Annotated in this window: 33 protein-coding genes; 6 read left to right on the top strand and 27 right to left on the bottom strand. The window is 39.3% G+C overall.

The window, feature by feature from the left end; genetic code table 11:
* Positions 1–57: 57 nt before the first annotated feature.
* The 4 genes from FIU87_RS03470 to FIU87_RS03455 form a co-directional block, all read right to left on the bottom strand.
* A complete protein-coding gene (locus FIU87_RS03470) occupies positions 58–942 on the bottom strand; it encodes a carbohydrate ABC transporter permease (RefSeq protein WP_152443302.1) in 885 nt (294 codons plus the stop codon).
* A 20-nt stretch (positions 943–962) separates the two neighbouring features.
* Positions 963–2,186, bottom strand: a complete 1,224-nt coding sequence (locus FIU87_RS03465) for an ROK family protein (RefSeq protein ID WP_152443301.1) — start codon at positions 2,184–2,186, stop codon at positions 963–965.
* A 153-nt stretch (positions 2,187–2,339) separates the two neighbouring features.
* Positions 2,340–2,981 (bottom strand): alpha/beta hydrolase, encoded by a 642-nt coding sequence (locus tag FIU87_RS03460; RefSeq protein WP_152443300.1) that lies wholly within the window; start codon positions 2,979–2,981, stop codon positions 2,340–2,342.
* A 67-nt stretch (positions 2,982–3,048) separates the two neighbouring features.
* On the bottom strand, positions 3,049–3,840 hold the full coding sequence (locus FIU87_RS03455; protein ID WP_152443299.1) for a YwqG family protein: 792 nt from the start codon (positions 3,838–3,840) through the stop codon (positions 3,049–3,051).
* 227 nt (positions 3,841–4,067) lie between these two features.
* Here FIU87_RS03455 and FIU87_RS20895 point away from each other — a divergent pair, with 227 nt between their 5' ends.
* Both FIU87_RS20895 and FIU87_RS20890 read left to right on the top strand, forming a co-directional pair.
* On the top strand, positions 4,068–4,322 hold the full coding sequence (locus FIU87_RS20895) for a hypothetical protein (protein ID WP_172970938.1): 255 nt from the start codon (positions 4,068–4,070) through the stop codon (positions 4,320–4,322).
* Positions 4,323–4,552: 230 nt separating this feature from the next.
* A complete protein-coding gene (locus FIU87_RS20890; protein WP_172970937.1) occupies positions 4,553–4,708 on the top strand; it encodes a hypothetical protein in 156 nt (51 codons plus the stop codon).
* A 95-nt stretch (positions 4,709–4,803) separates the two neighbouring features.
* On the opposite strand, the gene FIU87_RS20885 is transcribed toward FIU87_RS20890, so the two are convergent.
* The 6 genes from FIU87_RS20885 to FIU87_RS03430 all read right to left on the bottom strand — a co-directional run bounded on the left by FIU87_RS20885 (position 4,804) and on the right by FIU87_RS03430 (position 6,967).
* The gene (locus FIU87_RS20885; protein WP_172970936.1) at positions 4,804–4,965 is read right to left on the bottom strand and encodes a hypothetical protein; all 162 of its coding nucleotides are present in this window, start codon (positions 4,963–4,965) and stop codon (positions 4,804–4,806) included.
* Between the two features lie 35 nt (positions 4,966–5,000).
* The gene (locus tag FIU87_RS03445) at positions 5,001–5,405 is read right to left on the bottom strand and encodes a GNAT family N-acetyltransferase (RefSeq protein ID WP_152443297.1); all 405 of its coding nucleotides are present in this window, start codon (positions 5,403–5,405) and stop codon (positions 5,001–5,003) included.
* A 38-nt stretch (positions 5,406–5,443) separates the two neighbouring features.
* A complete protein-coding gene (locus tag FIU87_RS03440; RefSeq protein WP_152443296.1) occupies positions 5,444–5,842 on the bottom strand; it encodes a hypothetical protein in 399 nt (132 codons plus the stop codon).
* Between the two features lie 89 nt (positions 5,843–5,931).
* A complete protein-coding gene (locus tag FIU87_RS03435; RefSeq protein ID WP_152443295.1) occupies positions 5,932–6,354 on the bottom strand; it encodes a YbjN domain-containing protein in 423 nt (140 codons plus the stop codon).
* 136 nt (positions 6,355–6,490) lie between these two features.
* Positions 6,491–6,619 carry a hypothetical protein gene (locus tag FIU87_RS21515; protein WP_301538651.1) on the bottom strand — a complete coding sequence of 43 codons (129 nt, stop codon included), beginning with the start codon at positions 6,617–6,619 and terminating at the stop codon, positions 6,491–6,493.
* Positions 6,620–6,625: 6 nt separating this feature from the next.
* A complete protein-coding gene (locus FIU87_RS03430; RefSeq protein WP_152443294.1) occupies positions 6,626–6,967 on the bottom strand; it encodes a hypothetical protein in 342 nt (113 codons plus the stop codon).
* A gap of 183 nt (positions 6,968–7,150) precedes the next feature.
* Here FIU87_RS03430 and FIU87_RS03425 point away from each other — a divergent pair, with 183 nt between their 5' ends.
* The gene (locus FIU87_RS03425) at positions 7,151–7,510 is read left to right on the top strand and encodes a hypothetical protein (protein WP_152443293.1); all 360 of its coding nucleotides are present in this window, start codon (positions 7,151–7,153) and stop codon (positions 7,508–7,510) included.
* 107 nt (positions 7,511–7,617) lie between these two features.
* On the opposite strand, the gene FIU87_RS03420 is transcribed toward FIU87_RS03425, so the two are convergent.
* From FIU87_RS03420 to FIU87_RS03350, 16 genes are all read right to left on the bottom strand, one after another.
* Positions 7,618–9,075 carry a sodium:solute symporter family protein gene (locus tag FIU87_RS03420; protein ID WP_152443292.1) on the bottom strand — a complete coding sequence of 486 codons (1,458 nt, stop codon included), beginning with the start codon at positions 9,073–9,075 and terminating at the stop codon, positions 7,618–7,620.
* Positions 9,076–9,117: 42 nt separating this feature from the next.
* On the bottom strand, positions 9,118–10,737 hold the full coding sequence (locus FIU87_RS03415; RefSeq protein WP_152443291.1) for an N-acyl-D-amino-acid deacylase family protein: 1,620 nt from the start codon (positions 10,735–10,737) through the stop codon (positions 9,118–9,120).
* On the bottom strand, positions 10,730–11,944 hold the full coding sequence (locus tag FIU87_RS03410; RefSeq protein WP_152443290.1) for a YgeY family selenium metabolism-linked hydrolase: 1,215 nt from the start codon (positions 11,942–11,944) through the stop codon (positions 10,730–10,732). The genes FIU87_RS03415 and FIU87_RS03410 overlap by 8 nt, the downstream gene beginning before the upstream one ends.
* Positions 11,945–11,983: 39 nt before the next feature.
* Positions 11,984–13,210, bottom strand: coding sequence for a diaminopropionate ammonia-lyase (gene dpaL / locus FIU87_RS03405; protein WP_152443289.1), 1,227 nt, complete (start codon positions 13,208–13,210; stop codon positions 11,984–11,986).
* A gap of 11 nt (positions 13,211–13,221) precedes the next feature.
* The gene (locus FIU87_RS03400; RefSeq protein ID WP_367643903.1) at positions 13,222–13,602 is read right to left on the bottom strand and encodes a Rid family detoxifying hydrolase; all 381 of its coding nucleotides are present in this window, start codon (positions 13,600–13,602) and stop codon (positions 13,222–13,224) included.
* Between the two features lie 353 nt (positions 13,603–13,955).
* Complete coding sequence (locus FIU87_RS03395; protein WP_152443288.1) at positions 13,956–15,746, bottom strand: sigma-54-dependent Fis family transcriptional regulator; 1,791 nt, start codon at positions 15,744–15,746, stop codon at positions 13,956–13,958.
* 150 nt (positions 15,747–15,896) lie between these two features.
* Positions 15,897–16,058 (bottom strand): hypothetical protein, encoded by a 162-nt coding sequence (locus FIU87_RS20880; protein ID WP_172970934.1) that lies wholly within the window; start codon positions 16,056–16,058, stop codon positions 15,897–15,899.
* 233 nt (positions 16,059–16,291) lie between these two features.
* Positions 16,292–16,615, bottom strand: coding sequence for a hypothetical protein (locus FIU87_RS03390; RefSeq protein ID WP_152443287.1), 324 nt, complete (start codon positions 16,613–16,615; stop codon positions 16,292–16,294).
* Between the two features lie 37 nt (positions 16,616–16,652).
* Positions 16,653–16,934 carry a hypothetical protein gene (locus tag FIU87_RS03385; RefSeq protein ID WP_216647542.1) on the bottom strand — a complete coding sequence of 94 codons (282 nt, stop codon included), beginning with the start codon at positions 16,932–16,934 and terminating at the stop codon, positions 16,653–16,655.
* Positions 16,935–17,141: 207 nt separating this feature from the next.
* Complete coding sequence (locus FIU87_RS03380) at positions 17,142–17,633, bottom strand: hypothetical protein (RefSeq protein ID WP_152443285.1); 492 nt, start codon at positions 17,631–17,633, stop codon at positions 17,142–17,144.
* A gap of 28 nt (positions 17,634–17,661) precedes the next feature.
* The gene (locus FIU87_RS03375) at positions 17,662–18,012 is read right to left on the bottom strand and encodes a hypothetical protein (RefSeq protein ID WP_152446393.1); all 351 of its coding nucleotides are present in this window, start codon (positions 18,010–18,012) and stop codon (positions 17,662–17,664) included.
* Between the two features lie 80 nt (positions 18,013–18,092).
* Positions 18,093–18,632 (bottom strand): hypothetical protein, encoded by a 540-nt coding sequence (locus FIU87_RS03370; RefSeq protein ID WP_152443284.1) that lies wholly within the window; start codon positions 18,630–18,632, stop codon positions 18,093–18,095.
* A gap of 68 nt (positions 18,633–18,700) precedes the next feature.
* Positions 18,701–19,408 (bottom strand): metallophosphoesterase family protein, encoded by a 708-nt coding sequence (locus FIU87_RS03365; RefSeq protein WP_152443283.1) that lies wholly within the window; start codon positions 19,406–19,408, stop codon positions 18,701–18,703.
* A 29-nt stretch (positions 19,409–19,437) separates the two neighbouring features.
* A complete protein-coding gene (locus FIU87_RS03360) occupies positions 19,438–19,722 on the bottom strand; it encodes a hypothetical protein (RefSeq protein WP_152443282.1) in 285 nt (94 codons plus the stop codon).
* A gap of 58 nt (positions 19,723–19,780) precedes the next feature.
* On the bottom strand, positions 19,781–20,488 hold the full coding sequence (locus FIU87_RS03355; RefSeq protein WP_152443281.1) for an endonuclease/exonuclease/phosphatase family protein: 708 nt from the start codon (positions 20,486–20,488) through the stop codon (positions 19,781–19,783).
* 90 nt (positions 20,489–20,578) lie between these two features.
* Positions 20,579–21,043 (bottom strand): hypothetical protein, encoded by a 465-nt coding sequence (locus FIU87_RS03350; protein ID WP_152443280.1) that lies wholly within the window; start codon positions 21,041–21,043, stop codon positions 20,579–20,581.
* A gap of 266 nt (positions 21,044–21,309) precedes the next feature.
* Here FIU87_RS03350 and FIU87_RS03345 point away from each other — a divergent pair, with 266 nt between their 5' ends.
* The 3 genes from FIU87_RS03345 to FIU87_RS03335 all read left to right on the top strand — a co-directional run bounded on the left by FIU87_RS03345 (position 21,310) and on the right by FIU87_RS03335 (position 24,808).
* Positions 21,310–22,584: an aminotransferase class I/II-fold pyridoxal phosphate-dependent enzyme gene (locus FIU87_RS03345; protein ID WP_152443279.1), complete on the top strand. Its 1,275-nt coding sequence runs from the start codon at positions 21,310–21,312 to the stop codon at positions 22,582–22,584.
* An 88-nt stretch (positions 22,585–22,672) separates the two neighbouring features.
* The gene (locus FIU87_RS03340) at positions 22,673–23,362 is read left to right on the top strand and encodes a hypothetical protein (RefSeq protein WP_152443278.1); all 690 of its coding nucleotides are present in this window, start codon (positions 22,673–22,675) and stop codon (positions 23,360–23,362) included.
* Between the two features lie 369 nt (positions 23,363–23,731).
* Positions 23,732–24,808, top strand: coding sequence for an endonuclease (locus FIU87_RS03335; protein WP_253905566.1), 1,077 nt, complete (start codon positions 23,732–23,734; stop codon positions 24,806–24,808).
* 132 nt (positions 24,809–24,940) lie between these two features.
* Here FIU87_RS03335 and FIU87_RS03330 read toward each other — a convergent pair whose 3' ends face one another.
* Positions 24,941–25,825 (bottom strand): 5'-methylthioadenosine/S-adenosylhomocysteine nucleosidase, encoded by an 885-nt coding sequence (locus FIU87_RS03330; RefSeq protein ID WP_152443276.1) that lies wholly within the window; start codon positions 25,823–25,825, stop codon positions 24,941–24,943.
* Positions 25,826–25,854 lie beyond the last annotated feature (29 nt).

Here is a 25,854-nt window from a genome sequence, read left to right as displayed (position 1 = left end):
GAACGTTCTTTCTTTACTGGCACAGATAGCGAAGATGGTTCCAGCCTTACTTCCTGCTTAGTTTCCATGACCCACCATCCTTTTCTGAATCCGAATTTGTAGCAATGTAATCGCAAAAATAATGAAGAACAGCACCCAAGAAATGGCGGATGCATAGCCCATTTCAAAATAGCGGAAGGCGTGATTGTAGATTCGCTCCACAATGACACTTGTTGAGCCAGCCGGTCCTCCCTCTGTCATAATCATGACCTGATCGAACACCTGAAACGAGTTAATCAAAGAAATGACCGTGACGAAAAAGGTCGTAGGTGCTAATAGTGGTAAGGTAATATGCCAAAACTTTCGCCACGAGGAGGCACCATCCATATCAGCTGCCTCATAATAGCTTTTGGATATCCCTTGCAATCCCGCAAGATAAATCACCATAACAAACCCTAAATCCTTCCAAACACTTGTTAAAATAATGGCTGGCATCGCCCAATTGGGATCATGCAGCCACGCAGGTCCCGTTATTCCTATTAACGACAAGGCATAGTTGACTAACCCGTAGCTTGGGTTAAACAACCATTTCCAAATTAACGAAACAGCTACCCAGGATGAAACCACCGGTATAAAATAAGCGGCGCGGAAAAAAGTAATGCCTTTTACCTTTTGATTTAGAATTAGTGCTATCCCCAACGCTCCCACCATCACAAGTGGGATGTAGCCGATAATAAAGTAAAAGGTGTGCCAAAGTGCTGCCCAGAATGCCGGGTCCTCCCACAAGGATTGATAATTTTCAAACCCTACCCACTCTGGTTCGGACAACAAGTCCCACTCTGTAAAGCTGATGCCAAGGGAAGCGATAATGGGTATCCCAATAAAAATGAGAAAACCAATCAGGTTTGGCAATAAGAAAACGCTTACAACTAGAAATTTTTTAAACCCTTTATCTCCTACCACTACTTGCCCCTCCTAGCCTTCTATGTGTTTAAGAGTGTGTTACTTTCTTCGTAAATTGGCGGCTGAAAAAGCTGATTGATTGCTTGCAGTGCCGCTCCTTGCACCCAAGCATCATCACCAAGCTGGGAAATCACAATCTGACTTTCAAAGGTTCCTTTAAAAAAATTCTCTTTTGCCCTTTCCGTTGCTTGGCTAATGAAAAACTCTTTTCCCACCAAGGCTTCCCCAATAAGCACAATTGATTTTGGGTTAAAGCTGTTTATTGCATTGATTAGGCCAATACTTAAATACTTGCTAGCCTGCTCAAATAAAATGAGGGCAAGCGAATCATTCTCTCTGGCAGCTTCTGTTAAGGTTTCATAGTTAATCTCTTTGTTGATTAACCTACTGTTCGGATAACGAGACGCAAATTCCTGCGCATTTATCTTCAATGCACTATTGGACAAATACGTCTCAATACAGCCATTCTGACCACAATAACAAGGCCTGCCATCCACATTGATGATGGTATGCCCATACTCACCGGCCCCGCCATACTCCCCTTTATACACTTTCCGGTCGATAACAAAGCTCGCTCCCATTCCGTCCCCAAGAGAAATACAAATAAACTGATCACTCGTATGCCCATGGCCAAATTCAAGCTCCGCATTTATGTATGCGTTTACATCATTGTCAATAAAAACAGGGAGCTGAAATTCTTCCATTAACGGCTCTGAAAGATTAACATTTTCCCATTTTAATAGAGGAGATTTTAACACCACGCCGGTAACACTGTTAACCAGACCCGAAACTGCAATGCCAATTCCAATTAAGCTATTTAATTCTAGTTGGTTTTCTTGTAAAAGTTGATGAATAGTGTTTTTCATGAGGTGAAGGATATGCTGTGTATCTGAAGAGGTAGCGAAATAGATATCTCGCTTATCAATGATGGTTGCTTGAAGATCTGTAAGGGCAAAAACAAGGTGATCTTGCATAACTTTAATGCCAATTGCAAAAGCATAAAGATGATTAAATTCCAGTAGAATCGCCTTTCTTCCACCAGTGGAATGGGCTTCTCCTTTTTCATAAACCAGATCCAGATTCTTTAACTCCTCTGTAATCTTCGTCAAGGTAGACTGCCCCAAATTGGTAATACTCGAAATTTCCGTCCTACTTATCGGCCCCTTTCTCCTAATCGTATTAATAACTGCAGAACGGTTCATGTCCTTAATAAGGCTCTTATCAGCCTTCCTGAGTTTAGACATCGCAAATACTCCTTATTCAATTTTCTAAATATTCTTACACTAATCATAACTTTCTTTCTTCACTGAAGCAAGTATTTTTTTAAAAGAAAAAGGGGCACGGTTCTTCTGGTTCATTCGACTCCAAATAAACCGCAAAAACCGTCCCCCGCCTCACTAAAACCCTTCCATCTCCCGCACTACTTCTCGCAATACCTCAACAGACCCCAACACATCTCCCTCATATTCCAAGCTGTGATCAACATTCGGTATTAGCTTTGCCGTGATATTTTCGTTCGCCACTACTTTCAAATAAGGCTCTTCGCTGTAGCAAAAATCATGGTCGCCAATGATGCACAACCCTTTTTGTTCACTACTCACCATGGCATGTAACACATCCTCCCGTTGAATTAACGGAGTCAACCAAATGGCTTTTGCATTTTTAAAAGCTTCTCTATGTAACTCAGAGCTCATGGCGATGGTGCCAAGCGATTTTCCTATCAAACAGAAATCCTCATAGACTTTTGCCTCCAAAAAATTATCAAGCACGGCTTTCACATCAAGCTTTATGGCTGTCGCTATTTCACTAAAATCAGCATACGCCAGGTTGTTATTGTACTGATAATTCACCTGCAACACATCAAAACCCTTACCAAGAAAAACATTCATAGCATAATGCAAAAGAGGAGCTTGTGCCGTATACCCTACTCCTGGAAGAATGATGGCTAATCGCTTTGTACCTTCTTCTTTTCTTATGAGCATATAAGGAATCTCAATATCCTTGTACCCAACTACTGAATTTCTCTCAAACTGCACCATAAAAACTTCCTCCTTATCCGTGGCGGCGGATCAAACTTGAATGAACCACCAGAACCGTTCCCTTGCTTCAATAACACTGCAGTGTAAACTTCACCTTATCAAATTGCTTGTTCACCAAATCCTCTTTTTCCATACAAAAGTACAGCATGCCACAGTCGCCCCACGTCATTTCTGAGAGTTCTTCATCAGAATCGATTTGGAACAATAGGACAGGGTCTTTTCCATCTTCAAAGAGGTCTTCAAACACATCATTTTGGATACTAAGCGGTGCACCGAGCATATAATGTGCTGTCTCCACGTTTCCTTCTTCATCCTCAGGCTGCATCAACTCCCCACGCAAATTCCAAAAGTCTTCCTCTTCGTTTTCGTCTGAAAAATCAAGGTCCTCGGGATCTTCCGAAAGAGTGACGATATATTCAAATGAAAGTTTAAACGCTGGAAAAGCTACGAATTCTGCTCTAATACTCGGACTTTCCTTTCTAACCAGCTCCTCCATGTCACCCTCAAAATACATCACTTTAAAACATCCCTCATCCTCTTCAAATCCCCAAGGCTGCTCCAGTGCTTCATAAAATAAATACAGCATCCCTTGCTCTGGCAGCAGGTTATCCTTATCATATTCCTTTACTTCCGTCAGATTAATTTGGACAAGAAAAGTCAAATAGTTCTCTTTATAGCTAGGAAACTCCCAACCTTCAGGCAAATCGGGGGAGCCGCCCATTTTAGAGACTCCAAGAGGAATATCCTCTTCATCCATTTTCACCTTATTTAGTTTAATTGAATTTTCTAATGCTTCCATGATGGCGGTTTTTTTGTGGGTTAGATCATGGTCTCGTAGTAATTGGTCAATTTGTTGCATGGGTGGATCCTCCTATTTTTTAGATGCCAATGCTAGGCTTGGAAAATAAAACTTAATTATCAGCACATTGAATGCTATTATTAATCTATAAAACCAATAAATGGAATTACAGTATAGCCGAAATGGGGTGTAAAACAATCAATAGATTAATAAAAATGCTTCTCGCAGTTTGTTCCTCGGTGGCTGTCTGGTACATAATCGATTATGCTAGGCATGGAGTTGCTGATATGAGATTAAAAGTTGAAAATACAACGGAAAATACAATATTTCTGACTCCGTTTATCATAAAAGGTGATGCAGTATATAACTTAGAAGAAATAATGATTTCCGATGATACCACCATAACAGGGATCGGATTCAAAGCCTTTCAAATTCAAAATAAAAAGGACCTAAAAAAAAGGCAGTGGGTTAGAATTTGGTTCACTAAGGATGATAACCAAGAAAAACATGCTGAAAAAATTGTCGTGTTTAACTTATTTTGAGAGCAGAGTGATTGCTTTTTCCCCCGATCACTTTTTTGCCAAAATAATATTAATTACCTTCTTTCGACAAAAGCAGATTAAATCCTTTTGAGATAGAAAAAATAAGAGACTTATCTGCATTATTCAATTCCATTGTTCTACCCTAACTGGGACAAGGGACCTGTCCCTCAGTCTCATGGGACAAGGGACCTGTCCCTCCGTCTCAAAAAAATTAAATAGAGGTGTTATCAATGAATCTTCCAACAGGACTTGTAATTTTTCTCATAGTACTATTTCTATTCTTACAATATGTGGTGATTGAAACTGCGGTACGGCGCGGAATTGACACCTCGAAGACATCCAAAATGATAAAAGAGTTTATGGAGAAAAATAATCAAAATAATTGAGGATGAGTGAATTAGGGATTCACCTACCCAGCTACCTAAATAAGAGACATGCCTTTGAGACATGTCTCTTTAAAAAGGGCAATCATTCCCCTACCTCATTCCTTCAGCATACGTACAACTGCTGCACCTATAACACAACTAATACAACCAACAACAAAAAGCACCCAATCTATTTCTTTTCCCATAAATAAACTATAGGCTAATTGCCCCAGAAATACCCCAACAATAACACACAAGAAAAATTTACCTTTTTTCAAACTCTCCCTCCCTTTCACAACCCCTAACTAACATATCAACCCCCAGACTGCCTCTCATAATTCCTCGATAACATCCCATTAGAGCGTATCATTCCAAGCTTCTCATAATAAGAAACTAACTCATCATCACAACACAAATCAATCATATAAATATGCTCGAGCTCTTTTAACATCCGCCTCACCAGCTCCTTGCCGATGCCTTGATGTTGATAATCAGGCAGCACTTCAAGAAACGGGATATAAGCAGATAACACGTCATCGCTAATCGCTGTGATAAAACCAATGACTTGATTGGCATCCTCATCTAGAGCAAAAATTACTTTACTACTGTTCTTCAAAAGCTTTAAATGCATCTCGGCATTTGGAGACTTCGGCCATCCCACAAAAAAACCATCCAGCATTTCAGCCGTAATCTCGTCAACATTATTTGTATATCTCATTCTCTATCAACCCCTAAACTTATATCCCAAATATCTAATCAACTACACCTACACCTGCTAAAACCTGAGCTTAGATTGTAAGGAACACCACACGACGGGCACGCTTTGGCAGATTTATCTACTTCCGTGTATGTAACTACTAATTTCTTTCTATTCTTCCTCCTTTCTAAGTCTTCTTTTATAAGCATTTGACGGTATTCCTCTTCTTTCTTTTTTATTTGCTCTTCCTTAAATTTATCATCGGCCCCACCTCTATTCCTTTTTTGCTTTTCATAAACCTTTCTTTTAATATTAGGCAGACTTTGTTGAAGCTTTTCTACCTCCTTTTTTAACCGCTTTCTTTTTAATTTATCTTTCTCGTTTTTTGCTTTTATTTTTAGTTGGCTTATTTTTTTATATACTGCAATAACCTTCTCAGATTCATCTCTTTTTCTCAATTCCATTACCCCTACCTATCCGCTAACAAAATATAAAAGGAGCAAACCACAATCGGCTAGCCCCAAAAATCAATGATTATATAAAAATACTACGACCAAACAATCTTCATAAACTTCGGATACACTTCTTCTACACAATTCAGTGCAAGAACAAGTTGTCTCATTAGAACATTAGGATTAAAGTTATCCTCAAACATCATGCAATAGCTACTACTAACTCTTCCACTATCGTCGAGGGTAAACTTCGAGTATCTTAAATCTCTATTAATCTCATTTATTAACTTTAGCGTGGACTCTCTTTTGTAGGCATCCACAACATCCGCAATATCAAACACATAAATATCAATAATTTCTTCACTTTCATCAAAACCTAGGGCCAGTACAACAGATCCACCATTCTTAAGTCTCTGCTCTACTCTAAAGAAAGAAGTACCATCTTCGTTTGTACCTTCTTCCATGTACACATCTTTCTCTTGTAAAAACCTTCTAAAAATAGAAACATTGTTTGTCATTTTTACATTTATCCCCTTTGAAGTAAATATAATACTATAAACCTATTTTACTCCAACTTTTTACACATTTAAAGACAAAATAGTGACTATTTCGTCATGGCACCAAGCTTATTCCTTTGTGAAAACCATGCCCATGTTATTTCAGGTTGTTTTTTTCTTCAAGTTCCCCCCAGGTTATGTAACCAATTCCAGCAATCAAACTAGCAAAACGAAATATATTTAATGTATAGCCAGCTCCACTTAGCAGATAATCTTTAAATTCCATTTGTGTTTACCCCCTCTTTCTCCTCCTCTTCCCTCCAAACAAATTCGATCCACTTCCAGCTAATACTTCTCTAGAACTTCGATTACTATCTGCGTTTTGCGCATGGTTATAACGAAATTCATCTGCTGTGCAAAAATCCCTTTTATATAGGTTTGCTTGTGAAGGTTGGACTCTTTTTTTGCTATCTCTATGTATTTTTTCTGAGGCTTCTGTACTGCCCTGCTTACCGCCATGAATAAGGCGTTGAACTATCTCATGCTTCCCCTGTAACATGAGATTCGTTAAAGTCTGCGCCTGTTTCTTTGGAGTCATCTTTTTGAATGCATCGTAATCAATCGATTTAGACAAATGGCTTCCCCCTTGTTGCCAAAATAAGTTATCTTCCCTTATTTTTCGACAGCAACAAATAAAATCCTTTATATTCCACTTTTTATATTAGTTTACAAATGTTCGTGCTAAAATACAGACAAGAAACGTTGGATTGTACAATGAAATGGGGGTAATATTATAGACTTTCACAAGTTATTGGCCATGTTCGTCCTTATATTATTAGTAGCAGGGTGTGGCTCTACTACATCAGGAAATCCAACAGCAAAAGACATCCTAGAAGGCAATAGTGACGCCGACATTATAAAGTTAGATGAATTAATATATAGTAGAAGCACGAATCCTGATCCAGTGAATGGCTATTCCAAAGGGGCAAAAATAGGGGGAATTAAGAAGCAAACAACCAACAGTTGGGGGTTCCGAAATCTCTATGCGAGCAAATTACCGAAAGGAACAGAAGTTTATTCCACAGAAGAGGAGTACAATAGCGGGGACGCACCAGCTGTTATTTTGGTGGAAATAGACGGAGAGTTGATGGAGTATTTTGCTTTGATTGAGGGATGATTGTAGGTTTCCTGCAATCCCATTTCATAAAAAAAGACATGCCACCTCGACATGTCTTTTTTCTGTACTATTTTTGGCGAAATAAGGACTAATATCCTTACCGAAGTTTACGATATTTTTTCCTGTTTATGATCGTTCACATCTACCAGCTTTGCTGTTGGCTTGCTTGTATAAATAGATACAAAATAGAAGGCAAGTGCACTTACTATTAAAGCTGGATAGATTGGGTCTAAACCAAAGAAGTTGATAATGCCTCTTTCTGCTAGAACCACCGTGATGCTTCCCAACACTAGGGAGGCCATACTTCCTGCAGCTGTTGCGCGTTCCCACAGATGGCCAAGTAAATAAGGGATAAATGCCCCACCTGCTCTTAACGTAAAGGAGAACATTAAGAGGGTAATGATATCAGCAAAATTAAAGATAGCGATAGCAAGGCTGAGTGCACAGACAACAGCCATGGTTAGGCGAATCATCTTTAGTAGCTCCGCATCTGTTGCATTCTTTTTAATGTAAGGCTTATATAGGTCGTTTGTGAAGATGGATCCAGCTGCTAGTAGGTTACTTGATGCACTGGATAGAGTTGCGGAGATCAGTGCTGCAAATAAGATTCCTACCACAAACGATGGGAGAACTTCTACAGCCATTAATGGCAAGGCATAGTTTGCGCCATATTCTGTCATGATTGATTCATTAATTATCCCGTTTTGGACCATTCCATACATAAGAATTCCGATAAAGGCAGGAATAAATGCGAATAGGGCATAGACTATGGAAGTGATAATGGATGCTTTTTTCGCTGCTTTTTCATCCTTGGCAGCATAGTAGCGTTGCACCGCTTCTTGTCCAACTGTGAATGAAGCGATATACATGACGATTAACGCTAAAATAGTACCAAACCCTGCGCCATCAAACATGCTCCATTTTTCTGTTGGAACATTGGCAGTAAGCTCTGTAAATCCTCCTCCAGCGTTTAACGCAAATGGGATGATTAAGGCCATTCCGATTAGAATAAATGCCCATTGCACGACATCTGTATAAACCACGCTATACATGCCACCCATTACACTATAGGCTGCAACTACTCCAGTAATCACGATCACTGAGATGGTATATTCCCAGCCCGTCATCACGGAGAGAATGGTGGCAGATGCTATAATTTGAACGGCTGTTAAGCCTACCATCGGTAATAACATAATAATGGAGGTTAATAGTCCATTCTTTTTTCCATACCTTTTTGTAAAATATTCAGGAACTGTTTTAACTAAAGAACGTCTAAGAAGAGGTGCGATAAATGCTAGAATGATAAAGGCTACTGCCATAGTCGTTACATACCAAAATGCGGAAAATCCCCAATCTCCATAAGCCTTGGAAACGACGCCAAGTGTAGAACCTCCCCCTACTTCTGTTGCGGCTAAACTACCTGCAAGCAGCCAAGGCCCCATCTTTCTTCCTGCTACCAGAAAGTCGTCATTGTTTTCTATCTTCTTAGATGACACATACCCAATGTAAACCATTACACCCAGATAAACGATAACAATTCCTATAACCACTATACTGACACCCATTTGATTCCCTCCCCTTTATTGTTCATCCATAATGAAGCTGCTTTACACCTGCACTTTTAGAGGCTGTTCATGATACTGGCGCCGCAATACTTTTCCTGCAGGCTTCACTCTAGTTTCCTCTCCTTGAATAATAATTTCTCCATTTACGACCACCAATTCTATTCCTGTGCTAAATTGTCGAGGTTTTTCATATGTCGCATGGTCTATAATCGTATCTGAATCAAAAATGACAAGATCCGCCACTAATCCTTCCCTAATAATGCCTCGATCCTGCAAACCAATGATTCTTGCAGGTTGGGAGGTCATTCGCCGAATCATTTCTTCTAAAGGTAGAACCTTCTCTTCTCTCACATATTTTCCAAGGATTCTAGGAAAAGAACCATATGCACGTGGATGTGGTTCCCCACCAAGTAATCCGTCGCTTCCGATTGTTCCTGATGGATGTGCGAGAATCATTTTTACCGATTCTTCATTCATCACAAAGTCAATCATCCCCACTCCATTCTTCTCATGAAGAATTAAGTCCAATGCGACCTCTGCACAATCTTCTTTCTTCTCTATCTGTGCAATTTGTGTAATGGTTTTGCCTACACAATATTGCTTCTCCGTTGTTTCCACAGATGTGATGATAATGCCATCCCACCCTGCCCACTTCGACATACTGTCCCATCCTTTAAGGGCTGTTGCCATCTCACTTATCATTCGTTTTCGAAGATCCTCATCAGCTAATCTCTCTAGCATCATGTCACTTCCCCCATCATGCGCCCATGGGGGAAGAATAGCGCTTAACATTGTGCTTCCAGCAGTGTACGGATATTGATCAAACGTCACTTCAAGGCCGTCCGTTCTCGCTTGATCGATAAGACGGAGGAGGTCAGGTGTTTTATGCCAATTTTCCTTGCCGCAATTTTTCAAGTGAGAAAAATGAAGATGCGCACCACAGCGTTTCATCATATCGATCAGCTCTTGCATGGACTCTAAAATTTCGTCTCCTTCACTTCGTTGATGAATCACAAGAGGAACTCCGTATTCGGCAATAACTTGGCATAAAGCTTCAAGCTCCTCCATCTCAGCAAAACAGCAAGGCGGATAAATTAAACCTGTAGAAAGACCCACTGCCCCTTCCTCTAAAGACCTGCGAAGGACGACCTGCATTTGTTTTATTTCTTCCGGGGTTGCAGGGCGGTTTTCTAGACCCATTACTTCCATTCGAATATTCCCATGCGGGGCTAAAACAGCAACATTATAGCTTGGTTTATTTTCCTCTATTTTTGTTAGGTACTCATCTACCGTTCTCCAATCCCATGTTATTGGAGGCGTACCGTCCAGACCAGCCAAATTCTTTCTCCAAGCGGAAACATATTGATCCGGAAGAGGCGCAGCTGCTATCCCATCCTGCCCAAGCAAATCGGTCGTTATTCCCTGCCTCACCTTTGCTTCTATCATTGGTTGATCTAAGATGACCAAATCAGAATGGGTGTGCATATCAATAAAGCCTGGACTCACTACTTTGTTTTTAGCATCATATTCTTCTCGTGCTTGAAACGCTGTTAACTTGCCAATTTTCACGATTTTCCCTTCTGTTACCGCAATATCAGCGTAATACCACGGGGAACCAGTTCCATCGATAACCTTTCCATTTCGAATGATTAAATCATACATAATTCTCGGCCTCCTTCCCTGATACTTTTTGTTTCGTTAATGCATGTAGGATAGCTTTGTAACCCACAGTTGCTTTTAACAATTGATCAATTTCAATATACTCGTCATCAATGTGCGCCAAGAATTCTGGAGATGGACCAAATCCAAGAGTAGGGATATTTTTCTCACCTGCAAAATGACTGCCATTTGTACAGAAGGAATAATGAGAAAGTTGAGCAGGTATTCCCGTATCATTTAGTTCTGCTAAGGTTTCTTGTAAAAACTTCTCTTCCTTCTCAATCAACCAAGCAGGAAAATATCTCTCGTCACGAATAAAAGCTCCTGTATAGCATCGCTCTTCTCCCGTTGCATAATAAACATTTGCTTTAAAAGTAGAATCCTCTTTCTGAAGCTGATTAATTAATTCTTGAATGGGACGTAATACCGATTCTTTTGTTTCACCCACTAACAGACGACGGTCAAACGTGGCAGTACAAAGGGAGGGAACAACAGATGCACCAGGATATGGAGAGGATTTAATATCAGTTAACTCCAATATGCCTTCCCCAAGCACATCATGTTGGGCAACTGGCAGTTCGTTTATTTCTGCAACAAGCTTCATCATTTGATAAACAGCATTTATTCCTTTACGTGGATTGGAGGAATGGGATGGCTTTCCTATCGTTTCGACCACAATCTCCGCCCGCCCTCTCTGACCACGATTTACGTTTAGATTGGTGGCTTCTCCTATTACGACAAAGTCTGGCTTCATCAATTCGCTGACCCGTCTTGTTGCAACTCCTTCAAAGCATTCCTCATGCACGCTGCACGAGACGACGACTTTTCCTGGAAACTCTTTTTTCGTCTCCTCTGCGTACTGAATTGCAGCGGAAATCATCGCACTGACTGCTCCCTTCATATCGGAGGTGCCACGACCATATATTTTGCCTTCTATTATTTCTCCAGAAAATGGTCCCACTGTCCAATGCTCGGATTGAACGGGTACCGTATCGATATGTCCATCAAACAATACAGTTGGCCCTGAGACGTTTCCATTGATAATGAGCAAGACATTGCCGTATTCATCTACCACTACTTCATCAAACCCGTTCAGCTTTGCATAATCTTGAATGTATTTCGCCACCTTGTCTTCGTTTCCTGAATAACTACTGATTTGTACTAAGGATTGGCATAATTCAATTACATTTTGTTCATTATGAATGGACATTGAAACTCCTCCTCTTAATTTGAGAATCATTGATGGTTTTTAATTGGGATATAAACCTTTCCAGACAACCTCCTGATAATGAGCAGGGTCTGTATCCCCTTCTGTGCTGATAAGCAGAATACGAGATTGGGAATTTAGGTTTAACTCTTTTTGTATCGTTTGATAGGCATTATTCTTATACAAATGATAGACTAATCCAAGCGTCACTGCCCCCGATTCACCTGATATGATTCGTGGATCATCCTTTAATGGATTGCCATATAATCGCATACCAAGAGCAGCCACATTATCGGAACATGAAAAACCTGCTTTTGCATATTGTCCCAGTATCCGAAACGCCCGGGTATTGGGTTCGCCGCAAGCCAATCCCGCCATAATGGTGAACATATCTCCAGTCACTATTTCGCGCTTTCCTTCTTTGTTGGAAAATGAACGATAATAGCAATCCGCTTTGTCTGGCTCTACCACGATAACTATTGGTGGATCCTCTCGATAAAATTGCGCCATAAATGCAGTAATGGCTCCTGCAAAAGAACCAACTCCCGCTTGCAAAAACAGGTGGGTTGGAGGCTTTGCCCCTTTCTCCTCGAGTTGTTCTACAATCTCTTTTGCCATGGAAGCATAGCCCTGCATAATCCAAAGCGGGATTTCATCATAGCCGTCCCATGCTGTATCTTGAACAATGACCCAGTCTTTTTCTACGGATATTTCTGCACAAAGTCGTACCGTGTCATCATAATTCATATCTGTTATTTCTGCTTCCGCTCCTTCTGCTCGAATAGCTGCCAGCCTTTTTTCAGAAGAACCTTTAGGCAGAAGAATAACCGATCGATGCCCAAGCTCTCTTGCAGCCCACGCAACTCCGCGACCATGATTACCGTCTGTAGCGGAGATAAACGTGAATGTCCCCAGCTGCCTTTTTACTTTTTTAGACTTTAGAATCTCAAAGGATAAATTCTCTACCTTATCGCCCAACCTATCCGCTAAAAACTTTGCCATCGCATAAATTCCTCCCAAGACCTTAAAGGCATTTAGTCCAAATCGGAAGGATTCGTCCTTTACTTGAATATCCTCCACCTTTAAATGCTTTGCCAAATGCTTCAGCTGATAAAGTGGGGTTCTAGTAAAAGACTGATGGGATTGTTGTAAACGATGAACCTTTTCTATTTCCTCATTTTGAAAAAAAACAAGCTCATCCGGGTTATATAAAGGAGCATAAAGTTCATTCTTTGCCCAATGTATTTCTGTTTGCAACGTTCTTTGCATGTGAGTACCTCCTAAGGTAATTTTGCAATGACTTCGATTTCTACCAGTGCTCCTTTTGGAATAGCGGCTACTTCAACACAGCTTCTTGCTGGCTTATGTTCAGAAAAATAGGTTCCATAAATTTCATTAACAGTTTGAAAAGAATCCATGGAATCTAGAAAAATAGTGGTTTTCACAACATCCTGTAATGATAAATGCAAGTCCAACAGCAGATTCTCAATATTTCTCATCACCTGTTCGGTTTGCTCTCCTACACTTTCTCCTACCATCGTTCCACTTTCAGGACACAACGGCAACATACCGGATAAATAAACAAATTCATGTGCTTGTACTGCTTGTGAATACGGCCCAACAGCTGCGGGAGCCTTGGTTGATTGAAGTAAATGAATCAAGTTCTTCCACTCCTTTACTTGTTTGCTAGTATATATGCAAAAAGCGTGCCAACTTTTTCACTCCTACTCTATTACATTTTAAAAAAGGCTGTTTTCGCAAACTTTGTTTCTTTTGCGTATAGTGAAGACACCCGTCATCAACGTTGCTGTCGCGTTCTTTTCGTGGAGGTAGATTTATTTACATACTCATTCAAAATGTCCGTCTTTTTCTTAGATTTTTAGTAACAATCTTTGAGAAATGAGCTTTTAAAAAAGAAAGTAACTAGCATAGTATCGTTTTGATACTATGCTAGTTACTAAAAATTCAGAAAATACAAATTAGATATATTGTATCATTAAGTCTTAAAATGAGACTAGGTCTTAATTTGATACTTGTTCATTTTTCTAAATAATGTAGCCCTGCCTATTCCTAACAATCTACTAGCATCTTCTATATTTAAACTTTGGCTTTTTACATGGGTAACAGCCTTTATAATCATTTCTTTCTCCATCTCCTCTAAAGAAAAAGAAATTTCCTTTTTATCGAAGTCACCCTTTTGTAGCTTTAGTTTTTTGCTAATTAGTGCTTCTGCTCTATCCATTGTTATCCAACCAGTAGACAAGAAGTTAAAAAGGTATTCTATGAAGTTTTTCAGCTCCCGAACATTTCCTTTCCATGAATAATTAATCATTAATTCCTTCACATCTTTTCCGAGACCTAATATATTGCTATTAAATTCTTTATTAAAGGAAGAGATAAAATGCTCACTGAGGGCGATAATATCCTCCTTTCGTCCTCTGAGGGGAGGAAGAATCATAGGAATAACATTCAGACGATAATAGAGATCTTCCCGAAAGGTTCCTTGCATCACCATCTCCTGTAAATCTCTATTTGTCGCCGTAATCACTCTTACATCAACTGGGATTGGCGTCACTCCCCCTACTCTCTCCACTTCTCGTTGCTGCAACACTCGTAGCAGCTTTACTTGGAGAAGCGCTGGCATTTCACCGATCTCATCCAAAAAAATGGTCCCTTTATTGGCAAGTTCAAATTTCCCAGGCTTTCCTTTCTTCGTTGCTCCTGTAAAAGCCCCCGCATCATACCCAAACAATTCGCTTTCTAGTAAATGCTCCGGAATAGCTCCACAATTGACAGTTACTAAGGGTTGATCTTTTCGTTTACTGGAAAAATGAATCGCTTTTGCAAACTCTTCTTTCCCTGTCCCACTTTCCCCTTGAATTAATATAGTGGATGGGGATTGCGACACATTATAAGCGTATTCCTTCACCTCTTTTATTTGGGCACTTGTCCCAACAATTTTATCAAACGCACGCTTTTGATTCTTTGTCACCTTTTCTGCTAAATACTGAATCTCATGGATATCTTGAAGAATTAAGAGAAATTCTGTGTACCTTCCGATGGAAGAAAGCTTTTGCTTTACTATAAAAAAGGATTTACTCCTTCCGTTAATCTCAACGGTGAACGGTTGATGTTCAACTGCAGTATCCTGAACAATTTCCTTGAATAGACTTCTGACATTAGGAGGGAGTTCACATGCCTCTTCCTCTATTTCTAGTAATATCCTTGCCTTCACATTCGTCTCTTGAATAATTCCATTCCCGTCTAAGACAACAATACCTTCATTTACGAGATTAATCAGACGAGCCATTTTCTCAGAGCTTCTAGTGAGCTGTTCCACCATTTCATGTTCATGAAGCTTACTGGATAAAAGCTCTGCCATTTTATAAAGAAAAGATAAAATATCTTCTTTATTCTCAAACAACCGTCTCCGCTGCTCCTCATTAAAAGCCAACAATCCAATCACACCAATGGGTTGACCCTTATAGGTAATAGGGGTACAGATTTCGCCTGTCTCCGAACAATTCTGATAAAACTTACACCGCTCGCAAACCTCCTCGTATCCAGGATTCTCTATAATTACTGGTCCTCCTGTTCGAAGAGCTGATTGATACACCAAGTCCCCCTCCATCTTGTGAAGGACACTCGATTTTTGCTCCCCAGTCCCAGCTACCCGTATAAAATGCTTATTCGCTATCTCCACTTCAATTTTCAAAACAGCAGCAATGGCATCCGCAATCCTTTGAACTGCCGGCTGAATCTCCATCAAATCCACTAACATCACTCCCATACCTAAGGATTTCATCTTTACTGGTTGGAAATATTACGTAGTACATACTACATCATTCGACATCCATGGCAGGATTCCTGTTTGGAAGATCGATGGGCGAGACTGCGACAGATCTTGTGATTCATACAATAAAAAATGGGACCATGTATCTGTCCCTTCAACCTTTCACATGCTAAACCACCAAAAGATAAGATAAACACTGTGATACAAAGCAATCCCTAATGGAATGAGTGAAATCAACTTCAGCCAATTCTTCTTAGTCAAAATACCAATAACCAACAGCACAATACCAAAAATTAAGGCAGCACCAAGTCCCAAAATAGTCATTAAAATTCCTCTTAATAATTATTGGTATAATTTTACACTAAGAGAATAAAAAACCGTAAAACCTAAATATTAAAATTTCTTCACGCAAAAAAGAAGCTTACCTTGTTATAGATAAGCTCCAACGAGTTAGTTTTTTCTCTTAAGAAATATTAATATCAATTCCATTAAGAACCAAGAACACACCGATTTTTCTCAAAATTTACACCTTCTAGTAAAAATACTTTTTTTGATATTTAAGAGATTTTCATTCTTAATTTTGTAAAATTATATATTCCCAACATTAAAGAAAGCATGCCAATAGCCCAAACAACACCTGCTATTCCTAAATGTAGGGATATTTCTTCTGAAGCCATTAGGTGGGTATAGTCAAATGAGGTAACTTTCATGATGAAATAAAACACAATCGAGGAAAAAACCAAATGCATAAGAGTGAATCCAAATCCAAAGATGTTGCTTTTCTTTTTAATCATAAGGAATAAAGTAGTTAATATTGTAACTCCCATAATTATTGAAAAACCACAGATTAACATCCAAGATACTTCTTGTTCTAACGGCATATTCACCCTCCATATCTATATTATTTACTATAAAAAATCAATCAAAACTATCCTTTGTAATTTTTATTTTTTTCGCAATGTACTGATCATCCACTACTTCTACCCATACCTTAACCACTTGATTCTCTTCCAAATCTTTAACACTGCTTTTTTTTCCTGACACTCTAGTATTATTCGAAAAATAAATAACTGGAGAAAAGGTTTCTGCTTCTGGATTTACTTTTGTAGGATAAAGGATGAATGTATTCTCTTCTAAATCGCCTACAATGCCACGATGATCCGATTTTATAAAGAAAAACCAACCTGATAGTAAAGACATCGTAACAACTAAAAAAACCAAAATTGAAATTATTTCTTTTCGGACTCTATCTGTCACCGATTTCCCCTTCCCGTTAAGTGGGACGAGGTGTCTGTCCCACAAACCTTAGTAAAAAGTTAATTTATTGTCTAAACAAAGTGTTTCATTTAAGCCTTTTATTAAAGTCATATTTTGAAGTCTCTTCTATTAATTAGGATGCGTTTTATTCTAATAATAATCTTTTACTTTGTTATCCATTTCTTCTATTAACTCTCCAATATGATTGGAAGGATAGCCAAATATTTTTTGATGAATTTTTTTAGGAAACATTTCTTTTATACTTTTTTCGTAAAAGGACCCATCACTGGGTAATGAATGACTTTTAATTTCCATGGAATCATCATTCTCACTTAGAGTTAATACAACTGGAACAGACATCCCGCTACCTTGACCTATGAATTCCCCTTTTTTATAATATTCTTCTATTAACGCCCACAAATAAATTTCGCCTTCGTTTTTATCTGTTGCTAATATTTCATATGCGACAAATATTTTTCCCCCGGAGTTTGGATTCATCATTTCCTCAGAAAGATACTTTTCAATAACTTGTTCATCCAATACAGGAGTTGGATTACTTGATTGAACACCATTATTAGTTAAGAAATAAATTCCTGTCAGCGTAACCATAATAAATAAGATACTCAGCAATAGTTTTTTCAAAATAAAACTTTCCCCCTATAATTACCCTTTATTTTTTAAATGGAAGTCGTGGCTTTTCTTCTTCATACCTAGAATAAGTCCATCCTTCGTTTTCCATTTCCAAACATTGCTCATTATTGCAAGAAAATATATAGGTCTGCTTATCAGTACGAACTCCAACCGTAAGATAGTAAGGGAATACGCCACCCTTGTTTTTATCAATACTTGTATCAATAGCAATAATATTCTCTTGCTCAGCTAACTTTTTATAATCTTCACTGATGACTGTTTTATGAACCATCTCACTTAAAATTATCTTTTCTTCTGTGGTAGCTTCATACGATCGTTCGATTAATAGCCATTTGCCGAAAATATATAAATTTACTCCTAAGCTAATCATTAATAGTAACCATATAAACCTACTCTTTTTCACAAATCTACACCTCTATTTTTATCAAGGAAACAAAAAACGATCCTTCCTCACCCTTCATTCTTTACTCTCATTATTGGATCTTGATCATGAAAGGCAATACAGATCGGAATGTTCGTTTCTATTTTTTGACACACACTGGAAAACAAAACTACTGTTCTTGCAATTAAATATAATGTATTCCCTAGAGCTTTATTGGTGGAATTGAACCCATTTTCTAAATAAATCTCAGAGAATTCTTCAAGAGAGCCTCCATTAACCTCCTCAAACCAGTCACATGCCCACTCGTCATCTTCTTCAAAAAGTTCCTTGTAATCATCACAAATAAAAAAGTTACTGTTCCACCCATTATCCATATCATATTCAAAATAAATTACTTTAGCTGACCCTTTTGCAGCTAACTTTAAGGCTTGGGAAATTCCATCTTTCATGGATTCTCTATACTCATCCATATTTACTTTTTGAATTTTTATCGCTTCATTTTTTCCTGATTTTTCAACACAGACTGCATAGTATTTTTTCTCGAAGGCAGCTAAACTACACTCTAATATGTCCTTCTGCATTTCTTCAAGATAATCAAAAATATCCAAATTGAAACCCCTCTCTTTATTACTATGCTGCAATTAATAGGACATCATAAAGTTAAACGTTCCTATATTTAGTCCTCCAACACCAACGCATTCAACTTCCCACCTTCAAACACACAGCCCCCATCAATACAAATGCGATCTTGTTGGGGATGGTACCAGATGTCGTTGGATTTCACGCCCGTTCCATGGGTTGGATGCTCATGTAAAAAGGGAGTAGGTGTATGGCCGAATACGATTGTTTTGCCAGTCTCGTTCTTCTGATTCCAAAAGGCCTCGCGAAGCCAGCGGAAATCATTTTTGCTCGTATTTTTCCAGTTCTGCAAGTCGAGATCCACGCCTGCATGAACATAGATATAGTCGCCATCCTCATAGTAATCAGGTAAACTCTTCAAAAATTCGATATGCTTTTGATAGTTTTCTAAAATCACTTGCTTCGCCGCTGGATTAACTTCATAAACCTGATACGGTTTACAAAAGCTCTCCACCGTTTTCTTTCCACCATTTCTAAAGAAACGGTTTTCTTCATTAAATTCTGGTTCCTCCAGAAAAGAAATGAACATATCCTCATGATTACCACCAAGCACCACCACATTCTCGTGCTCGGAAAGCTCCATCACATACTCCACCACTTCTAGGGATTGTGGACCGCGATCGATGTAATCGCCTAATAGGATGAGCTTGTCCTGACCTGGTTGGTATTCTAGATTTTCAAGAGTGGTTTTGAACTCTTTGAAGCAGCCATGAATATCAGAAATTACGATTGTGCGTGTAGGCAAAGTCGCTTCCCCCTTTCGACGTTAAGTCATTATTTCTTATTTTTTCGTTCTAAAAATATTGGAGTTATATTTAGTAAGATAGAAGCAATGGTCAAAAACCACAATGCCCTCTCCATACCAGGGACTACATCCATTAAAGCTGACCAATCTTTCACCTCTACCCAATCTGATACAAGGCTGTATTCTGCACAAAGTGTTAATGCTGTAAATGATAATCCCATCGCCATCGCAAGCTTATAATCCTTTCCAGCTGAATACAGATATAAATTTATACACGTTACGATTATTGCTATTACCCCTAAAATTATCCACATAACTATTTCTCCCAAAAATTAATATTTGTTTCTTACCAATTCATCACTAAAATCCAAGCTAGTCGAACTCCGCCATCAACGGCACATGATCACTATAAGCAATCCACTCATCAAAACTTCCCACTTCAAAATGCCTCATTCTATCCAAAAGGCTTTTAGAGGCGAAGAGATAATCCAAATGAAATGGTCGCTCATGCTTTCGCCAGAAATAGTGAGTTGGCTTGGTTTCATGCCCATGCTCCTCGTTAAAATAACGGTGATACCCGCTTTCTATTCCTTTTTCTTTCAAATGCTCTACCACCGTCGTGTGATTACCGACTCTTTTAATGGAATCGAATACTTTATTGCTGTTCCAATCACCCACGATGATGCAGGGTTTTTCTAACAGCGCCTCATAGTGTTTGATTGCATGATAGATTTGCCCTATGTAACTCTCAAACTTTGTGTTGGCCTTCTGCGACCAAACTGCTAGTAAGATAAATTCCTCTTTCCCGGTAACCTCAATTGGAACGATGTAACGGAAGTATTCACTATAAGAGGGATGAACCTTTAGTTGATAGGAATCATTCATACTGAATACTCCAAGACCTTTATTTCGGTTTTTCCCAAACCAAAGTAACGGTTCAATTCCAAGCTCCTTATCGAGCCCCTTCCACTTCTCCTCCGCTTCACACTCCGGAATAACCAGAATATCCGCTTTCATAGGCAGCACGTGATGAATCTTTTTTCTAAAAGCCATCCCGCAGTTCCAAGTAACGATTTTCATGATGGTTCCTCCTCCGCAAGACACCTTATTGGCTCAATACTATGTCATGTCCTATCTATTTTTTCTGAAACTTAGCAAATTGACCCGTGATCACACCCCAAGAGTAACCCATATCTTATTCTTCTCGATCCTTAGTTTCTGAACTTTACCTACGGGAATGGACTTGATTTTCTCAAAGCCGTCTAAATTTAATTGAATTATTTTATTCTCATATTGGACATAAGGAGGCTTATTGAAAATTCTATGTTTTATCCAATTTAGGTTAAGCGGAGTCATATTAGTCACTTCAAAATATATGGACCTATTTTCTGTTTTATTTGGTACTAGTTTCAGGGTGAAGGGAATGGTAAAAAAGAGCTTTTTCACTTTCCCTGTTATGCTAATAAAATTGTCTTCAATGATAACTTCCATGTCATGTATCCCTCTGGCTTCTATTGTTGACTCATTAAACTGCAAGATTTTCGCAATCATTTTAGAAGTGATGGGTATAGGGATACCAATGTTCTTAACCGACTCTACAGCATGACTAACCTTGTTAAATATGTTAATCCTCATCTCTCCCCTTCTAAATTGCAGGTTTGATAAAACTCTACGATTAATAGTTCTACAAAAACCTACATCATCCTTTATTTTCCACTATAAAAAGACATGTCCCATGATAAGTATGTATCTCATGGGTAGATTTATAGTCTATGAGCTGATTTAACAGAACTGTCCTCCTCTAATCTTTTTTGAAAAGTCAAAATAATCATTCTGCATTATGGAAATTTTTGTTATACTACTTAAGAAAATCCATTTATCCGTTTAGGAGGAAAAGTAACATGGTTACAACTACATATCGGGATATTTTTGATAAGTGCCAAACCAATGAAGGGTATTTTGGTGATTTCAGGGCTTCCGGAGATGATTATTTTATTTCTCCAGTCATTGATTCTGTACCAGGACCAACGATTCAATATGATGGAAAAGAAAAAGTGATGTGGGCAACAAATGACTATTTGGGAATAGCTAATCACCCTGAAATTCGAAATGTTTCGGTTGAAACAGCTGTTGAATGGGGAGTTAGCGGTCCGATGGGTTGTCGAATGGTCAGTGGCAATACCAATGAGCATGAAGCATTGGAAAGAGAGCTTGCTGATTTTTCGGATAAAGAAGCGTCTATTCTCTTTAATTTTGGTTATCTAGGTATTATTGGAACGATATGCTCTCTTGTTGGAAAAGATGACGTCATCATCATGGACAAACTATGCCATGCTTCCATTGTCGATGCAGCGAAACTAGCCGTATCCAATCCTAGAAACATCCGAGTGTTTCGACATAATGACATGAATAGCTTGGAGAAACTATTAAAAACAGTCAACAAAACACGCAAAGGCGGCATTTTAATTTTGACAGAAGGCGTATTCAGTATGACTGGTGATATCGCTAAGCTTGATCAAATTTGCAAGCTTAAAGAACAATATGGGGCGAGATTGTTTGTTGATGATGCACACGGCTTTGGTGTGATGGGTGCAACAGGAAAAGGGGCTGCTGAACATTTTGGTGTTCAAGATCAAGTGGATATTTATTTAGCCACTTTCGCAAAGGCTTTTACAGCAATAGGCGGGTTTGCATCGGCCAGTCAAGAAGTAATCGATTGGATTCGGTACAATGCGAGAACTCAAATTTTTGCCAAAAGTCTTCCGATGATCTATGTAAAAAGTCTTCGAAAAACATTAGAAATCGTCAAAGCTGCAGACGAAAATCGAAATAGGTTATTTGACGTATCCACAAAATTAGCAGACGGGCTTAAAGATCTTGGTTATTTTGTAGCAGATACAGAATCGCCTATTCTTTCTGTTTATGTTCCTGGTGGCGACCTTGAAATCGGTCTTCCTTGGATAAAATTTTTAAGAGACAATGGGGTATTTTTGCAGGCTGTTATGTATCCTGTAATTCCAAAAGGAATGTTGATGTTTAGAATTATCCCAACTGCTGCTCACACCGATGACCACATTAACTTTACCTTAGAAGTATTCCGTGAACTCCGGGATCAGCAAAAGATGCAATTGGATATTAATTTAAAAGAGGTGGACCGTATTTACTCTACTTCTTAAAGGGTCTTAGGGACAGGTTTACGAACCTTCTACGTGTTCAAGCACATGGTGAGTTTTGAGCTTACTTTAATTTTGGAGGAGAAATTTTATGGGGTTTTGGAATAAGGTCGGTAAGATTGCTGGTAACGTTATAGAAAATGCTCCTGCCATTATCGAGGCACTACAGAAAGAAGGGGCTAAAAAACAAGCAGAATTGCATAAAAGAGCAGAAAATCGAATCTCAGATTACGAAAAGAAGGTTACCCTTGCTGCAAAATCAAACAAAATGAATGATCCAGCCTACGCGAGAAAAGTTCATGAAGAAAAAGAAAAAATAAAAAAAGCTAGGATAAATCTATATACAGGCAACTCAAATATTAAAACAGTAGAAATTAAGGAAAATGGTGACGTCACTTTTGGAGGTTTGACATTATCACAATGGGATAGCCGGTGGATTTATCTTGGAACTCTAAGTTCACTTTCTTTAGAGAATCTACAAACCTACAACAAATCTATTGGATTATATAAAGCCGAAATGAATGGTGAGATTACATACCTCGGCAGGGCAATAGAGTACAATAATGGAGGTTTCCGAAAACGGCTAAGGGACTACGTTAGGAATAGTGATAGTGCTCGCACACACGGTTCAGGAAAAAAAATGCATGAAAGCTCTCATCTCCTGAAAATTTCTGTTTTGGTAGTTGGGGATGGTGCAGAAGACGTCGATACAGTTAAAGCACTAGAAAAAGCCATGATTGCCAAACATAAAGTGAAATGGAATATACAACATAATTTATGACGATAAGAAACAAAAGGACGGTACTCGAGCTTTCTTACTGAAAGCACGAAAACCGTCTTTTCGTTTATTAGATTGAAAAACCTTGAAGTGCAAGCGGAGGAACAGGCTTTTGCCCCCTTCTATGTATGAAAGTATAAATGAGTCAGATATCCTGTCCCCTCAACTCCCCTCCCCCATGCTAAAAGACTCATTTATCGCCATTTACAAAATTTTTACACCATTCTCAATCCTCCTGATATACGCTAAATAGGTAATGAAGCAACCATGAGGAGGAGAAACGGTTTGAATCGATTAAACAAAAGAGTTAGAGGTTTATTTATTATCCTATTTGTTTTTACCCTTGCATGCTCGCACGCCGTACCTGATAAGATGAGTGCTGCAGGTTCCGGTACTTGGAGCTCTCCGTTTACTGTCAGTCAAGCAAACTCCAATCAAGACGGTTCTACTAAATCTGTCGAAGGGTATGTTGTCGGTCAGCCAACTGCAACCAATACCGTAGTTACGAGCAATTTCCCGAACGACTACGCATTAGCGTTAGCCGACAGCCCGTCTGAAACAAACACAGCGAACATGACCTATGTTCAAATTCCATCTTCCTTCCGTTCAGGCTATGGATTGAAGAGCAACCCTGACTTAATGGGGAAAAAACTGAAGGTAACTGGTTCTTTAGCAGCCTACTTCTCTCATTCTGGTGTGAAAAATACTTCTGCATTTGAGGTAGTGGATGGAGGGACCACAGATCCTACTGACCCACCACCAAGCTATGGTGAGTATTACAGCTCTGCAGAAGGGAAAACAGGAGCGGCATTAAAAACAGCGCTACATAACATCATCGACGATCACCAAAAGCTATCCTATGATGCCGTATGGGATGCGTTGCGCAATACAGACGAAGACCCAGCAAACTCTAACAATGTTCTTTTACTGTATACCGGCCGTTCGCAATCCAAATTCACAAACGGAGGCGGAGTAGACGACTGGAACCGCGAGCATGTGTGGGCAAAATCCCACGGTGACTTTGGTACCGCACAAGGCCCTGGAACAGACCTTCACCACCTGCGCCCAACCGATGTGACTGTAAACTCCTCCAGAGGAAACCTGGACTTTGATAACGGTGGAAGCCAGAGCTCTGAAGCACCAGGAAACTATTATGACAGTGACTCCTGGGAACCACGTGACGAAGTAAAAGGCGACGTGGCACGCATGATTTTCTATATGGCGGTACGCTATGAAGGAGACAGCGGGGAGCTAGATTTAGAGATAAATAACTTAGTAAACAACGGCAGTGCCCCTTTCCACGGTAAACTGTCCGTCCTATTGCAATGGCACGCACAAGACCCAGTGGATGCAAGAGAAATCCGCCGCAACAATATCATTTTCGAAACCTACCAAGGAAACCGCAATCCATTCATCGACCACCCGGAATTTGCGGAGATGATTTGGTAGAATGTTATATTTGGACAGAACTCTGTATGAGTTCTGTCCTTTTAGCATAAAAAGTCCCCCATTTCGTTGTACAGAAATGGGGGACTTTTCACTAGCATCGTTCATTTTATCTCTTTGCTTCTCTCAACTACTTTATTCTCCATCCAACGTGGAAATGTATTCTTTCACCACTTCATACACATATCCTTGGTTGGCTGCTGCTGTTTCGGGGTTGTATGTGCCTCCGTTCACTTTATTATTGGATAGTATTCTTATCCCTAGAAATGCGATATCATAGGCGTCTGCGATTTGAGCAGCTGCAGCCCCTTCCATTTCTTCTACGGATGTGCCGTATTTTTCATGGAACCATTTAATTCGATCGACTTCATTATTCCACACATCTGCAGAGCCGATAGTCCCCTGAACAATTTTCCCTTCCGTATAGGTATCTATCACGGCATTGGCAGCTGCGAGAAGCTCTTTGTCTCCCTCATAATAACGAATCTTTTCGGCATTAGGATCTTCACCTGCACTACCTTCCGAAGCCATCAGGTCCATCGGTATCCATTCCGTTGGATCAGTCCCTTGATTTTCATCCTTATTCGCTGTCTTTAAAGAACCAAGGTTGGTTGTTCTTTCCCCTAAGACAATATCGAATACGTTTAAGTCTGCATCATGCCCACCTGATGTTCCTTGGTTGATGATGGCTATCGGATTGTATCTCTCAATGGCAACGGCAGTAGCTGCTGCCGTATTTTCCATTCCTTTACCGGTTTTTGCAACGATGACCGGGTAATTATCTAACGTCCCTATGTAAAATACAAACGATCCTGATTTTTCTTCCTTCACGTTCTCCAGTCTATCTGCAAATTTCTCCGCTTCAATCGGCATAGGCCCTTGAACCATGATTGGTCTTTGCGTCTCCTTTTCCTTACCTGCTGCTGATTGAGTCGAAGAACTGCAACCTGCAAATACCGACACTAACAGTACCGCAACCATTGTTAACAAAGTCCACTTTCTTACCATAATGTTTTTCATACGTGATCTCTCCTAAGTAGTATTTTCTT

It is taken from the genome of Bacillus sp. THAF10, assembly GCF_009363695.1.
In the GTDB taxonomy this organism is placed as follows: domain Bacteria; phylum Bacillota; class Bacilli; order Bacillales; family Bacillaceae_I; genus Sutcliffiella_A.
The sequence above is the reverse complement of the archived record's forward strand: the minus strand, read 5'-3'. Positions and strand labels throughout refer to the sequence as shown.